This is a genomic window from Corallincola platygyrae (genome assembly GCF_039544265.1).
In the GTDB taxonomy this organism is placed as follows: Bacteria; Pseudomonadota; Gammaproteobacteria; order Enterobacterales; family Neiellaceae; genus Corallincola; species Corallincola platygyrae.
On record NZ_BAABLI010000007.1, the window covers coordinates 153,790 to 168,346 of the forward strand.

General features: G+C 46.3%; 16 protein-coding genes. 3 read left to right on the plus strand and 13 right to left on the minus strand.

Going from position 1 to position 14,557, the window contains the following annotated elements:
* Nucleotides 1-14: 14 nt before the first annotated feature.
* The 12 genes from ABEA14_RS05110 to ABEA14_RS05165 form a co-directional block, all read right to left on the minus strand.
* The gene (locus tag ABEA14_RS05110) at nt 15-2,321 is read right to left on the minus strand and encodes an MMPL family transporter (RefSeq protein ID WP_345338799.1); all 2,307 of its coding nucleotides are present in this window, start codon (nt 2,319-2,321) and stop codon (nt 15-17) included.
* The gene (locus ABEA14_RS05115) at nt 2,318-2,953 is read right to left on the minus strand and encodes an outer membrane lipoprotein carrier protein LolA (protein WP_345338800.1); all 636 of its coding nucleotides are present in this window, start codon (nt 2,951-2,953) and stop codon (nt 2,318-2,320) included. The genes ABEA14_RS05110 and ABEA14_RS05115 overlap by 4 nt, the downstream gene beginning before the upstream one ends.
* Nucleotides 2,950-3,372, minus strand: a complete 423-nt coding sequence (locus ABEA14_RS05120; protein WP_345338801.1) for an acyl-CoA thioesterase — start codon at nt 3,370-3,372, stop codon at nt 2,950-2,952. Before ABEA14_RS05120 ends, ABEA14_RS05115 begins: the two co-directional genes overlap by 4 nt.
* Nucleotides 3,359-4,912 carry an HAL/PAL/TAL family ammonia-lyase gene (locus ABEA14_RS05125; RefSeq protein ID WP_345338802.1) on the minus strand — a complete coding sequence of 518 codons (1,554 nt, stop codon included), beginning with the start codon at nt 4,910-4,912 and terminating at the stop codon, nt 3,359-3,361. Before ABEA14_RS05125 ends, ABEA14_RS05120 begins: the two co-directional genes overlap by 14 nt.
* A 1-nt stretch (nt 4,913) precedes the next feature.
* Entirely contained in the window at nt 4,914-6,590 is a 1,677-nt protein-coding gene (locus ABEA14_RS05130) for a glycosyltransferase family 2 protein (protein WP_345338803.1), read from the minus strand.
* Nucleotides 6,590-6,931, minus strand: a complete 342-nt coding sequence (locus tag ABEA14_RS05135; protein ID WP_345338804.1) for a 3-hydroxyacyl-ACP dehydratase FabZ family protein — start codon at nt 6,929-6,931, stop codon at nt 6,590-6,592. The genes ABEA14_RS05130 and ABEA14_RS05135 overlap by 1 nt, the downstream gene beginning before the upstream one ends.
* Nucleotides 6,932-6,934: 3 nt before the next feature.
* Nucleotides 6,935-8,116 carry an AMP-binding protein gene (locus ABEA14_RS05140; protein WP_345338805.1) on the minus strand — a complete coding sequence of 394 codons (1,182 nt, stop codon included), beginning with the start codon at nt 8,114-8,116 and terminating at the stop codon, nt 6,935-6,937.
* A gap of 207 nt (nt 8,117-8,323) precedes the next feature.
* Nucleotides 8,324-8,881, minus strand: a complete 558-nt coding sequence (locus tag ABEA14_RS05145) for a COG4648 family protein (protein ID WP_345338806.1) — start codon at nt 8,879-8,881, stop codon at nt 8,324-8,326.
* Nucleotides 8,866-9,126 carry an acyl carrier protein gene (locus ABEA14_RS05150; RefSeq protein ID WP_345338807.1) on the minus strand — a complete coding sequence of 87 codons (261 nt, stop codon included), beginning with the start codon at nt 9,124-9,126 and terminating at the stop codon, nt 8,866-8,868. The genes ABEA14_RS05145 and ABEA14_RS05150 overlap by 16 nt, the downstream gene beginning before the upstream one ends.
* An 11-nt stretch (nt 9,127-9,137) precedes the next feature.
* The gene (locus tag ABEA14_RS05155; RefSeq protein WP_345338808.1) at nt 9,138-9,395 is read right to left on the minus strand and encodes a phosphopantetheine-binding protein; all 258 of its coding nucleotides are present in this window, start codon (nt 9,393-9,395) and stop codon (nt 9,138-9,140) included.
* On the minus strand, nt 9,396-10,163 hold the full coding sequence (locus ABEA14_RS05160) for a lysophospholipid acyltransferase family protein (RefSeq protein WP_345338809.1): 768 nt from the start codon (nt 10,161-10,163) through the stop codon (nt 9,396-9,398).
* Nucleotides 10,160-10,903 carry a beta-ketoacyl synthase chain length factor gene (locus ABEA14_RS05165; protein WP_345338810.1) on the minus strand — a complete coding sequence of 248 codons (744 nt, stop codon included), beginning with the start codon at nt 10,901-10,903 and terminating at the stop codon, nt 10,160-10,162. The genes ABEA14_RS05160 and ABEA14_RS05165 overlap by 4 nt, the downstream gene beginning before the upstream one ends.
* A gap of 253 nt (nt 10,904-11,156) precedes the next feature.
* On the opposite strand from ABEA14_RS05165, the gene ABEA14_RS05170 reads away from it, so the two are divergent.
* The 3 genes from ABEA14_RS05170 to ABEA14_RS05180 are packed head-to-tail and all read left to right on the plus strand — an operon-like array spanning nt 11,157 to nt 13,112.
* Entirely contained in the window at nt 11,157-11,546 is a 390-nt protein-coding gene (locus ABEA14_RS05170; protein ID WP_345338811.1) for a hypothetical protein, read from the plus strand.
* Nucleotides 11,547-11,566: 20 nt separating this feature from the next.
* Nucleotides 11,567-12,637, plus strand: a complete 1,071-nt coding sequence (locus ABEA14_RS05175) for a methyltransferase (RefSeq protein ID WP_345338812.1) — start codon at nt 11,567-11,569, stop codon at nt 12,635-12,637.
* A 40-nt stretch (nt 12,638-12,677) separates the two neighbouring features.
* Nucleotides 12,678-13,112 (plus strand): excinuclease ABC subunit A, encoded by a 435-nt coding sequence (locus tag ABEA14_RS05180; RefSeq protein ID WP_345338813.1) that lies wholly within the window; start codon nt 12,678-12,680, stop codon nt 13,110-13,112.
* 68 nt (nt 13,113-13,180) lie between these two features.
* Here ABEA14_RS05180 and ABEA14_RS05185 read toward each other — a convergent pair whose 3' ends face one another.
* Nucleotides 13,181-14,416 carry an esterase/lipase family protein gene (locus ABEA14_RS05185; RefSeq protein WP_345338814.1) on the minus strand — a complete coding sequence of 412 codons (1,236 nt, stop codon included), beginning with the start codon at nt 14,414-14,416 and terminating at the stop codon, nt 13,181-13,183.
* Nucleotides 14,417-14,557: the final 141 nt, after the last annotated feature.

A 14,557-nucleotide genomic window follows, 5' to 3' on the forward strand; every position in this document is an offset into this window, starting at 1 on the left:
TGAGTACAGCTCCATTAGCAAGCTCTATCTTTTTGATCCTGATTGCCGAAAAACGCTAGCGGACCGAGCAAATAGGCAAAAAGTATCCCCAGACTAACGGTCACTCCAACGGACTGCACCGCAGGTGTAGCGCTCAATGCGAGCAAGCCAAAGCTTAAGAGAGTGGTGGCGGATGCTAATGCTATTGCGAGGAGAGTTGCATTGGGTTTCCGCTGAGTTTCGGCAAAAAATACCGAATAATCGATACTGATTCCGGTTACTAGGGTTAAGGCTAACATGTGAAAAAGATTCATTTGAACGCCGCAAAGCGAAAGCCCCCCCAGAGTCAACAAACTCGCCCCCGCAGGCACAGCCAAGACTGCGGCAGCACGAAACCAGCTATAACGAATTTTCAAGAGAGCGAAGATCGCACCATAGGCGAATAGGAGTAACCAAGCGATTTCTTCCCGGTAACGCCCAAAAAGAGACGAAAACTCTGCTGCTTGATCAATCAACTCAACCTGTTCGCTATTCAATACAGTCAGATTTTCTGTTGGTAGTTTTGAACGCATTAAAACGATTGAAGCAACACTACCTTGCCTTTGTTCTAACCATAAAAAGCGCCATGGTATAGATGCATTGCTCTGCAGCCATGTATCGAACATGAGTGGCTCAAAAGGTTTCTCTGCAAGTTGAGCTCTTCTTTTTGCCGCCAGGTCTTCAGGAAATCCTGCTTGTGTCAAAGCATCCGCTACGTGTGGCAAGACCATTTGTTGGTATATATGCAGGTTTTCCTGCTGCCTTTGCCTACTAGGCACAAATTGGCTGACCGCATACAAACGGCTGTCTTTATCACGAGCCTCAACTTGAGCAAATAACTGCTCCTCTCTTTGTAGCAATTCCTCAACTGTATTCGCTCTGACAAGCCAATATCGTGGCGAAGTAGTTAATCCAATTGCTTCACTAATCTCTAGCTCCATCTGGCTTAATGCAGGGTCGAGTCCTTGCAAACTGCGCACGTCGTCATCCGACGGCAGAAACCAAACCAATGGCAGCGTAATCAAGGCGCCAAACAGCCAAATCGAAAAGCGACGACGAGGAGACCACTGGCTCCATAGACTGATCAAACCAGACTGAGCCCAAGGCACTGTGCGCACAGAAGCCAACTGGAAGTTAGCCAAAATAGGGAAAGCCAACATGACTGTTAAGTAGGCCATCAGTAAACCGACCACCGAAAACAGAGCTACTTGCCGCAAACCAGGAAAAGGCGCACATGCTAGGGCCGCATAGGCCAATCCGCTTGATAATAGCCCCAGGGATATACCGGGAAAGATTGCTTTGTGGCTTTCGGAAGCAGAACACGCTGTTTCCTTATGGAAGCGGTGCGCAAAAAAGTGAAATGCATAATCAATAGAGACTCCGATAAGGCACGCACCAAAAACCAGAGTAAACAAATGAACGTTTTCAAAGAAAAAGTGAGTCACGACAAATGCCGCAAATACTCCTGAACCAATAGCAATGAGCGCTAGCACCAATGGCTTCAATGATCGAAAAACATAAGTAATAAGGAGTAAAATTCCAACCAGCGAACCAACTCCGATGGTACTGATCTCTGTGCGAGCAGAGTTTGCACCTGCGGCTGCATAAAACGCAGTTCCCGTATAACTGATCTGAAAATCAGGCCAACGCTCTTCTATCTGCTCTATCAGATTGAGAAGACGGTCCTGAATATCAAAATCATATGGTTCCTCTCGGAGCAACAGAGGAAGCAGGTAAGCTTCTTGCCCATCAACATTTGTCCATAGCCTGCCCTGTTCCATCCGCAGGTTTTGGCCTTTTGCATGTGAGAGTAAAAAATCTCGTTGGACAAGCACTGGATCTGTAAAGAACTCTTGGGGTGAGACTCCGGAAAAGGGATTATAAAAATCACTAATCCCTCTCATAACTGCTACATCAGGCTCTTGTCTGAGTAGCTCTCGCATTTGAGCGCTAAGTAGTTGTGGAAAGAAGGGCTGATAAAGTCGGGACAATTCAGTTCGATACATTAGTCTATCGTCAGGCTCAAACAACTTGCTGCTTGCGACAACCGACTCAATGTGGGGCGCTTGCTCTTGCAATCGTTTTGCATCGGCACTTCGAACCAACAATACAACTCTTCGCCCCTGTGAAAATGCAAGCTGAAAAGAGGCCTGTTCCTGTAGCTCTGACTGCTCGAACTCCGGAAACAAGGCCATCAAGTCGGCACTGACATTCACTCCACTCCCAAAGGTGTGAATAGCGGAGAGAGCAAAGAGCGCGATAAGCGCTAGCCAGAGAGAGAAACCAATACGTGAAAGGTTCAAGGCTGCAAACGCTCCCGCTGCTCAAGACTCAGTTCAGATGCGGCAACAATAGCCCCAAAGATGAATTCCTGAACGTTGCCCTGGCTATCCGTTATTTTTAGCGAGCGGATCTGGCGGTCACCATCGACCTCAATTTGTTGAATGACTTTCGCTATCAGTGCATCTGTAGGGCGCAAACCTAATTGCCAATGCTGTTCACTTCTGAGCAGATAGGGCTCAAACGCTGTCCTTAGCTCATCGAATTCACCACGAAACAACGCAAAAAATATACGGCCAATGGTGAACGGTAGCGGATTTTCAGATGAACTTATCTCTACTGGTGAAGCGCTGCCATTCTGCTGCACGATACGTTGTTGATTCATCCACAGACGGGAGAGAAACGGCATTGTTTGTTCCCAAAGTAATCCCATCTGTTGATCAATCAGGAACTCCCCTTCACTGCGAATGGCAACATCCATCTGAGCCACATGCCTGATCTGCTCAAAATGCCCGGCCAAAACGGGTTGCCGTGATGCTAACTGAGGGAACTCCTGTTCTGATGATAGGCGGTTTTCAGGAGAGAAAAGGGGTTCAGCAAAGACGATATCCGTAGTTAATAAGATCAAGAACAACGCCTTAAACCAAAGTTTCATTTTGCTAACTTCTCCGTCAGTACATCTGGTGAGCAAAAACACATTTCTCCACTTTCGATGTCAACAGCTACCTGAATGGTGTGTCCCTTGGTCAATACAACATTGGACTTTGAATCAACAATACGATATTCGATTTTCAGTCGATTCTCGTATTCGACAATACCGGCCCACACCTTCACTTTTTGATCGAAGGTCGTAGACTTTACATACTTAACTCGCATATCTACGATAGGCCAGGTGTAACCAGAACGCTCCATCTCGCGATAGCCAAAGTCAATCTGTTCCAGCAATGCACAGCGCGCCAGTTCAAAGTACTTAACGTAGTTCCCATGCCAAGTAATCCCCATAGGATCGGCATCGAAAAACGGTACCTCAAGTTCTATTTCATGGCTAAAAAAGGCTGATTTACGCCTCGTCATAAAGCGCCCACTCCTGCTGCTGGATAAGAGAAACGGTTGCCCTTAAGGTATGTTCGAGGGGGCGGTCTTCATCTAAAAATGGGCAAAGAGCATCAAGTTGTTGCTTCATTTTCAGCATTGATGGGGTTAGCTGCACCTCAGTCAACTCGCCTCGACGCAATCTTAACTCTAACGATTGTTTCGCTGCCAGCAGCACAGCTGCAGCGACTTGTTCAGTCAACTGCAATACTCTTAAGCAATCTCGAGCTGCAATCGTTCCCATGCTCACCTTGTCTTGGTTGTGACACTCAGTAGAACGACTGAATACACTCGCAGGCATAGTCAGCTTCAGTGCCTCAGCAGCCCATGCGGAGGTGCCTATTTGCACCGCTTTAAAACCATGATTAATCATGGTGCGATCCGATTGTGCACCAGAAAGGTTAGCCGGTAACCCATGGTTAAAACGAGTGTCCATCATCAATGCCATCTGTCTATCCATAAGGTCAGCCAGATTAGCAACTGCATTTTTCAGGGAGTCCATTGCAAAGGCAATGTGTCCCCCATAGAAGTGGCCCCCGTGCATAACGTGCTCGCCTTCACCATCAATGATGGGATTATCATTTGCACTGTTCAGTTCGTTTTCAACAAATTGACGAGTAAATGGCAATGCATCCTGCAGCACGCCAATAACATGAGGCGCACAGCGCAAAGAATAGCGATCCTGCAAACGTTTGGAATTACGCGGCATCTCTTCGTGACTTAGATCAGAACGCAGCCAGCTGGCAATTTTTTGTTGACCAGGGTGTGGTTTCACAGAGAAAAGCGTCTCATCAAAATGAAATTCATTGCCCTGCAAACCAACCACGGCCATCGAGGTAATTCGTGTAGCAAGCTGAGACAGGTATTCCGCTCGTTTGTAGGCCAAACATGCAATACCAGTCATTGCAGCGGTACCATTCATTACCGCCAGCCCCTCTTTAGGACGCAGAGTAATGGGTTTGAGTCCATGACGAGCCATCAGATCACTGACGGGTACAAATTGTTCGCCATCGTAAGCATCACGTTCGCCTACCAATGCAGCTGCGACATAGGATAACGGAGTCAAATCACCACTTGCTCCTACAGAGCCTTCTTGGGGAATTAAAGGAAGTACGTCTTGGTTTATAAACTCTTTAAGTAGATTGAGCAGGTCTCGGCTAACACCAGAATAACCTTGCGCTAACGAGGACAGGCGGCATGCTAAGATGGCTCGAGTTTCAAACTTGGAGAAGTATTCTCCCAACCCACAGCCATGGAAACGTGTCAAATGTAGCGGCAGTTCTGGCACTAGGGAAGCTGGTACTTCCACGGTGCAAGAGTCCCCGTAACCAGTTGTCACACCGTAGATCGCACCATCTTCTTCTAGCAGTCGCTCAAGGAACTCAACACCACTGTCGACACGCTTCCAAAACTTCGAATCTTGGGTGAAAGCTACTTTGCTACTTTGCTGGCTTATCGCGACTACATCTTCGATTGTGATCCTATCAGCACCAAAGACGACTTCATTTACCACTTTGCTCACGTTACTTGCTTCTCTGTTCAATAGTTTCCGGTTTGCGCCAGAAATCAAAAAAGTTAAACCACTGCTCTGGATATCTCACCACCCAAGACTCGAGGGCTTCGCTAAAACGTTTCATATAGGCTTGCAAGGCTGTACTTCGCTGGGCACGCGGAAGATCGACCTGCTCAGCAAGCATCTCAAACCCGACATCAAATCTGTTGCCATCTCGCGCACAAAACATCATAAACGTCGGGCACTGTAATACGCTTGCCAAGATAAATGGCCCTTCCGAGAAGCTGGCTGGTACGCCAAGGAAAGGCACAGAAAGTACGCGCTGACGTGCACCAACGGGTGTGCGATCTGCTGCAATAACGATAACTTCTCCGTTGTCCGTCATCTCTTTCAGCCTGATAGCCACATCTATACCGATTTGATCCAGATGAATAAGGTTTACATCAGCATCCGGGTTGACACGTTTCATCACCTTAGCAAATTTTTGCGCATGCTCATTAAAGACCAAGGCATTGATTTTCTTTATTTCAGGCACCTTACTGCCCAGAGCTCTACAAACTTCAGTGTTGCCAAAATGGCTGGTTAAGAGGACCGCCCCCTGCCCTTTATTAAGCGCTTCACGAAGTTGCACAGATCCACTGATATCCAGGTCGTCGATCCCTATATCGCCCGACCATACTGCCAACTTATCTAGCATCGCCTCGCCAAAACTCACGAAGTGGCGATAAACCAGCCATGAGCCGCTCGATGCAGTTACCGATGAAGGACTAAACTCTTTAAGGCGCGTCCAATAGAGTTTTGACACACGTCGAGCCTCACTACTGGTACCAAAATAGTAAAACATGACAACGCGTAATAGTGCTGAAAAAACCTTACGCCCCATCACCTTGTAACAGCGATAAAGCAACATCATGGCCGTCACAGCGCCCTTTTCGGATGTTTCTGACCAGTGTTTTGCGCGACGTCTGAAGAGAAGTTTAGGTGCTCTCACTAACATGCCGAAAAACAAACGCGTATGCATCCAAGAGATTCGGACGTTGTCTTCAAACGGGCGGAAATGAGAAATGCCCTGTTCTGGATAAATAACTTTTGTCGGCATGGGGATAATATCCACACCTGACCAATACAGCCGAACCATGATCTCAGGATCAAAGTCCATACGGGTGCCTAATTGGCAACGATTGATAATACGAATACAGGAATCAACGGGGTACGCTCGAAACCCACACATTGAGTCTTTAATTGAGAAGGAAAGTGTTTCTATCCAAACCCACACATGAGTGAGATAGCGAGCCCAGAACCTGTGTCTAGGAACGGATTCATCATACATGGGCTGACCGCTCACCAACGCATCCGGGTGCTTTTCAGCTAGCTCTAATAACCGAGTCAGATCAGAAAGGTCATGCTGTCCATCGGCATCAACCTGGATAGCGTGGCTATAGCCGAGAGTATGAGCCTGCCGGAATCCAGCCATGACAGCGCCCCCTTTGCCCTGGTTCTCATCCAAATGAACCAAGCATAATTGTGGGTACTTTGCCGCTAGCCGCTCGAGGACACAACGAGTACCCTCTTCACTGCCGTCATTGACAATAATTATAGGTAAATCATAAGGCAATAGCGCTTCCACAGTGTCGCCAATGGTGGCACCGTGGTTGTAAATAGGTATGAGTATGCAAGGGGAAAACATTATGATTGGAACTTAATTTTACCAGAGGCATGACGTTCATCATCGCTCTCAAAAACAAACTCAACCACTTGCTTTTCAGCCTTGTGGGTAAGTTGGAGCGTGACCGTTTTGCTTGGCGAGACTACTCGCTGGAACTTGAGATTGTCTACCCCAATAAATTCATCTGTGATACCAAACTGCTCACGTGCAAAGGTTTCTGCCCAGTTCAGCATCGCTACACCGGGCAAAATTGGGGCTTTAGGAAAGTGCCCCTGAAAGATGGGTAACATTTCACTGATAAATAGCGTTAGGATTACTTGGGTCGAGCTTTTGACCGATTTAGTCACTTCTGGAAGTTCCATCTATTACTCTTCCTTCTCTAAAAACAAAGCGTTTAAAGCCGTTTGCACCCGTTTTCCCTGCGAGTTTACAGGTATACAGTCACAATAGCGGAAAAATCTCGGCAACAAAACGCGCTCAAACCGTGTTATTAAATACGAATTGATTTCGAGGTTGCAATGACGTCGACCCTGCTCTAACAGCAAGCGATGCCCCTCTGGGCTAAGCGACACTGCAAGCCCTACGCACTCCCTACGCCCACGCGTTACGAGAACAGCAGCAGCTTCTTTGACTAGAAAGGATTGCTCGGCAAACGCTTCCAACTCAGCAAGACTTAACCTTTTTTCAGCCACTTTTACGATACGGTCAGCGCGCCCCTTATGATCAAACAGGCCATTTTCATGTAGCTCGATTTTGTCCTGTGAATAATGAGTCCCGCCGGCATACGGCGACGTCACAACCAAATTGCCAGCATCGCAGATATCAACCTTTACACCTGGCAGGGGCTGCCACAAAACACTGCCAACTTTCTGTTGCCGCCACGCGATGCCACCTGTTTCAGTGCTACCCAATACTTCTGTAACACGGCAACCCAAAATATCTCTGGCTTTTGCCGCATGCTTAACAGATAGAGGCCCACCAGAAGAGAACACGTGACTTAACTCAGCAAGTGCGCCGTCACCTTGCTGTAGATGCTTGAGAAAGGCTGGACTTGAAATAAGCGTGTATGAGGAAAAGCTCTTGTCCGAGCACCGAAGCTCTTTCAACTGCTCTTGGAACTCTATGTTCTCTCGACAAAAAGCTTGCCCTGACCGCAATGGCCATAAGATTCGAAACAAAAGTCCATAGATATGCTGATGTGAAACTGTAGAAATCACTGCAGAGCCCGCATCAGTTGGACAAAACAATTCACCAAGTGCATCAACTTCTTCGATTAACTGTGATAACCGTTTATGAATCGCTTTAGGCTCGCCCGTCGAGCCTGACGTATACATGACTATGTTTGAAGCCTGCCAGCCAAAGACTGGCTGATATGCTTGGCTATACGTGTCAGTTAGTTCGATGAAGAGTACCTGTTTATTAATTGTCGGGAAATCAAGTACGTCTGTCAGTATTAGATCGAACTGTCCTTGGTGTGCATCTATTGTTTTTGGCTGGTGATTAGGCAGAAGTACTAAGTCAAGACCAAGTGCATTTACAGCGCGCAAAGCAACAGCAAAGTGGTAGCTGTCAGCACAACACAAAGCGACCTGAGCAGTGCGCGAACTCACAACGGATTTCAGTAACTGCTTTACATGGAGCTGATGCGAACTAAAGTCTCGCTGGCAAATCTCCTCTCCAGATAAAGAGAATGCTACAACCTCTGACTCGCCCGATCGACTTTGTGCGATAGTTGGAGCTTTACAATCCATTGGTTAATTTACTCTCAGGACCCAACGGCGATAACAAATTTCGCCGACTAACAAAACTCCCATCATGAAATAAGCAATCAAGCCGTTATATAACGTCCATGTAGCCATAGATGCATAGGTGGCAGTCCATAGCGCGACCATGCCATTCAATACAAAGAAAGCCACCCAGATCCAGGTTACCTTTCGTGTGTATTGAATCGCTTCGTTTGGGAGTTCAGGCTCACGCAATCGAGCCAACCGCTCAATCATACTGGGTGGGGAATACAAGCTGTAGGCAAAAACAGCAAACATACACAGGTTTACGACTACAGGGTAAAACTTCAGCATTTGAGGCGAATCTAGTAATGCACTCGCCCCTGCCAAGACAATACCAACGATAGCCATCGGCACGCCAATAGCCCTCCCAACCTGCCTGGAGGATAAGGCAAGCCGAAAAGCAAAGAGCGCCACCAACACCCAGCATATTTGAGATACTTCAAAGTGCTGCAGCCCTAAAAATACGAGTATCGGATATGCAGCTAAAAGTACCACCAGAGTGGCTGAGATTATGCGTTTGAGCATTCACCCAGGAGCCCTTGTAATGCAGCCACAACATCGTCAACTGTGCGCACAGAGCGAAACTCTTGTGGGGCTAGCTTCTCGCCTGTAAATGCTTGCATACGAACGACAAGGTCGACGGCATCAATTGAGTCGAGCTCAAGTTCATCATAAAGAGTTGCTTCAGGCACCACTTCTGATGGCTCAAGCTCAAAGAGTTCAACCATAGCCTGTTTAACTTCTTGGAAAATTTGGTCTCTAGTGTACATCTCAACCACCTTTATGCTGCTGCACCATCAATAAATTCAGCTAATGACTGAACTGAATGAAAGTGCTTGCGCGTCTCTTTGGAGTCGGTTTCCAGCATGACGTTATAGCGCTTCTTGATCGCAACACCCAGCTCTAAAGCGTCAATTGAATCAAGGCCAAGCCCTTCAACAAATAGGGGCGCATCATCTTCAATGTCATTTACATCGATATCCTCTAAGTTCAAGGCATCAATGATTAACTGTTTTATCTCTATTTTAAGTTCAACCACTTAAGCAATCTCTCTATCTAAGGCTTCAGTTAGGCGGCTATTCAAACGTCTTGCAGCAAGAGAAAACGCAACAGAATCACCACAAAACCCTTTAGATTCAACCAGCTCCCCGACCTTTAAACGAAAGTGAGGACGTAATGGCGGCACATCATACCACTTTTCCCCCTTTGTTAAGGTTGTTGGAGAACAAACTATATTCACCAGCCGCACAGGGGCTTGAGTTCTAACCGCTATCTGAGCAGCCCCCCTTTGCAGCTTGATTTTTTGTCCTGGTACAGTTCGAGTTCCCTCAGGAAAAATCACCAGGTTCTCACCTTCCTCTAAGCGCTCTCGGCAGGTGTTAATCACCTCTTCTCCTGCGCTGTTCGGAATAAAACCAGCCGCATTAACTACGCCCTTCAAAAGTGGGTTATGCCACAAGGCCTGCTTTACAATGCAGTCAAACCTTGGCATCACAGCCCCCAACAGAATCACATCGATCAGTGATGGATGATTAGCCACCACTATTGTGCCTTTATCGGTCGTCAACTTATCTATATCTTCGGCACTAAAAGTCATCACACCAAAGGCTCTCATTACACCAATAAAAAAACGGAACGAACGACTGATCGCTGCTTGAACTCGCTTTCGTCGCGTCACCTGGTCTCTGGAGAACAGAGCAATTGTTGGAAACACCAGCAACGCTAGAAACAATCCGCCCAAGCCAAAGAAGGCGAAACAAAATCCTGTCGCAAGCATTCTCCAGACTCGCCAGATAGCACTAATCATGTAACGCTCCAGTGGGAAAACTTACCGGAACTTGCTTGATCGGCACAAACTAACGCTTGCATAAATTGCCATGGACTGGAGCGCCCACCACTATCCAGTTCGACGTATCGCGACAAGTCTTTTGTACTCAGGCTAACCATAACCCCCTCAGCGCTACTCGACTCCGCTCCCAATTGCAATGCAAATGCGATGTCTTTCTGCTGCTCAACAAAAGTCTGGTATTGTTCTGGAATGGTTTCATCAAATACGACCAGTAAAACTGAGTGTTTGGGGTTGAGCTTTAAATAACTATAAGCTTCAATCCAAGCCTGCTCCGTCAAGCCTGCTCTCGCGGCAATAGAGGTTGTAGGAATGGTTTGTTTGCGGGTAATACCAAACAAACCAGAAGCCGTGTTATGAACAGACTGTGAAAAGGCAGTTGGTGAAAGGCTCTCTCGATCAACTATGTTCTTTAGCAGCTGGAACGTACGATGAATCTCTCCGTGACGACTGGCAAAAACCCCGAAATCAACGGGCTGCTCAGAAGATTGAAGGAGTTGCTCGGTAACCTGAAGAGCCATTTTAGTCAACCTACTGCAGCGTCGTCTCACCATAGCTGGGACAGATGTGGCTTTTGGATTCTGTTCAAGAACTTCAAATAAGTTCCTGCCATCCCACTGCTTCCAATCTTCAGTGCTTGGCAGTGAAGGCGACCATGCTGACCACCCTTGCAGCTTTAACGTTAAACCCTTTGACGACATAACAGGAACGATTCCCTTCTTACCTTTTCAATCTCGCATCACAGCAGCACATTTTAACCGAGTTCTAACAAAGTGGACAAACCTTAGATAACCCATCTCTTAATTAGGGTTGCATATTTTTGAGCGCGCGCAACTTCTCCCATTTTGTTAACAAAAATTGCTCCTTTAGTTTCTTGTAGCTGTGGTATGTTCGTGCGCCTCCGCGCAATCTTGCGCGATAGCACAGCCAGTCAGGACGAGAAGGAAGATGACTATGACTAAAAAAATATCTGTGACCTTAATGTTTCTATTTGCATTCTCATTTCTAACCGGGTGCAAGAGTACTCCTGTTGCAAACCTTGAGGGTGAGCAAATACCTTCGGGTCTAACAGAGGCTCAATTTGTCAAAGCCGTGACGGAAGCCGGACACTTGAGGGGATGGGTTATAAAAAAGGAAAGTGATGGTCATCTAGTCGGTGATATACAGGTACGTAGTCACTATGCAGCCGTAGACATCAACTATTCAGCATCAGAATACTCTATTACCTATAAAGACAGTGAAAACCTTAAGTACGATGGTGAGCGCATTCATCGAAAATACAACCAATGGATATCCAATCTAAACCTCGACATCCAGAAAGAACTTCGAATGTTAACTCTCTAATTTAACGCCAAGAGAACAATATGCCCGAATACTATACAAGCGATGATAAAAGTGCGCTTGAAGCCCGCTCAGATGCACAGCGTATCGCGTTTGCACCATTTATCTTTCAAGCCACTGTCGCCGCAAGGAACTTGGGGCTACTAAATGCACTTTATGAAGCACGCGATAAAGGCATGACCGCCCAAGAGCTTTCCGATAGAACCAAGGTTTCTCTATATGGCGTAAAAGTTCTGTTGGATATGGGATTAAGCGCAGGCATCGTGTGGAAGAGTAAATACAAATATGTTTTGTCTAAAACTGGTTTCTTTATAGTTAACGACCCGATGACAGGTGTTAACTTGGACTTCACTAAAGATGTCTGTTACGAAGGACTAAATGCTCTGGAAGAGTCCATTAAAAGCGGTAAACCAGAAGGTTTGAAGGTTTTCGGTAACTGGCCCACTATTTACCCTGCCCTATCCCAGTTACCAGAGCCAGCCCAAACAAGTTGGTTCGAATTTGACCACTACTATTCAGATCATTCTTTTCCCGAAGCCCTGCCCTTGGTGATGGATTCAGCGCCGAAAACCTTGATGGATATTGGTGGTAACACCGGCCAGTGGGCACGCTACTGTGTTGAGAACACTGATGCGCTTGAGGTCGTTGTCGTAGACCTGCCAGAGCAGATTGCGCTTTTAGATAAACAAATGGAAGGTCATAGCCAGACAGAAAGAGTCACTGGCTGGCCAACCAATATGCTTGATAGTGAATCGAAACTTCCGGCACATACCGATGCCATTTGGATGAGCCAGTTCCTCGATTGTTTCTCTGAGCCTCAAATTCTAGAGATTCTAAAGAAGTGTCATGATGCGCTCCCGGAACATGGCAAACTTTACATTATGGAAACGTTCTGGGACCGCCAGCCATTTGAGATGGCCGCGTTATCAGTAAACGCTACATCGCTCTACTTCACCACAATGGCCAATGGAAACAGTAGAATGTATCACTCAAATGATATGAAAGCGCTGCTTTCAGAAGCCAATTTAGAGGTTAGTACCCAAGTAGACAATATTGGTGTTGGACACACGCTACTAATATGTAAGCGAAAGTAGACGTAACCACCTGTAAGCAGTTTATAAAACGGATTTAATAATGAAATCACTAATCATTGCCACTATTTCAGCGCTAATTATATTCTCCAGCCCCTCGCAAGCTCGCGATGACCTGGTGCACCTGAATATTGAGCAAGTTCTTACGTCATCGAAAGCAGCCGGTGTATTAAACCCCAACATCAAGCTGTACTTTGGAGAGCAAAGCTACCCAGCACCGTCCGAGCATTATGGTGAGGTAGTCACAAACAAGAAGACTAATGCGTTTGGCAAAAGCGATGAAGAGGCTTGTTCATGGGTGTTCCTCTCAGCAATTAAAGCACTGCAGCAAAGAGCAGTGCGAGAGGGCCACAATGCTGTCGTTGACATTACATCCTACTACAAGAAAAACGAATACAAGAGTAATGAAGAGTTTGAATGTGGTGCGGGCACTCTTATGGCTGGCGTTGCACTAAAAGGTAAAATTGTATCCCTTTAGGGTAGAATGCTCTCAAAATAAAAAGGCTCTGCATCATATGCAGAGCCTTTTTATATATGCGTGTCATATTAGTGCGTCGACACCCACCACTCATATACCTCTTTTGATTTTAATATGGATGTATGAGTTTCATTAAAGCCGCGGATATCTAACGCATCTTCCTGGGCGTGAATTGCCAGCTGACTTTCCAAAGTCACAGCGCCATCGTTATTTTCACGGCTAAGCCCTTTACTTCGATAAGCAAATGCCATATTGAATTTAAAGCTATCAGGTAACTTTTCTAACTCTAGCCATTTTAAAAATTGACTTTCTGGCTGCATATCAAACCAAGACGGTACAGCTAATGGTGCCATTGCCACGCCAGTCTTCGCACTCTTGTGACCGCTCCATGGTGTCGCTATGCTTGTTAGCACACCAGAGAATGGGCAACTGCTTCCGCATCGTAACAGCGCGCCCTTACTCACCAGCCCTCCCATACTATGAGCTACGATGTCTATTTCAGAGAATTGGTACTCTTCATATAAATGACCTAACAGTAGATTAAGGTGATAACTAACTAAACCGAGGCGCATTCCTGAAGGGTATGAATAAACCCAAGGCTGATAACGAGTTCGATCCAACCTGTCAATAAAATCTGAAAACTGTTCAGGAAATCCACCCATCCCATGAATGAATAATACTGGTGTTTTGTCTTTGCTATATGGCTGAAGTTGCAATATACCAAGCGGCTTTGTTTCTAAGAATTTATTGGGCTGCCAAACCCCCATCTTCCCCCCTGACAGCCCGATATTAAGCTCTGAGAGGTTAGAGACTGCCCCCATTTGATTCACCTGCCTAGCGGGCAAATAAGCGATGCCAAAGCTAAGCACATCTGTAACAAATGTGGAGGACAACGGCTCTATTTGATTTAATTCGATGGATATGTCGCTTATAGGTGAGTCAATAGTTAACGCCGTAGGCTCCCCATACTGGCCGTAGCGCTCACCCTTATCGTATTTGCCATTTCGATTTTCATCTTCGATGGCAATTAGGTAAGAGGGTTGAGAGTCGAGAAGCACCAAAAATTGATTATTGTCCGGTAACCTCTCATACATTCGAGCAATATGACGCTCACCTTGCTGGTAATAGCGGACCAATACTATTGGTGCAGTATTCGAGCTTTCCTCAGCGCTAAGAACCTCGCCATCAATCAAACGGTATTGCTTTTTAATGGCCTCGAGGTCACTACTCAGCTTAATAAAACTACACCCTCCAAGAGCCCAAATAACCACGGCTAGAATTAGAGAAGCTTTAGCCCCACTCAATCGCCGATAACTCCATCCAGTAGTAAGCACAGCCAATACGCCTCCGAGACGATTACATAGGTGGTTTTTCTCTTTATATTATCGATATTTATCAGCATCACAACAGACAAATGGTAGGGAATGACTTTTACACAAAGTTGA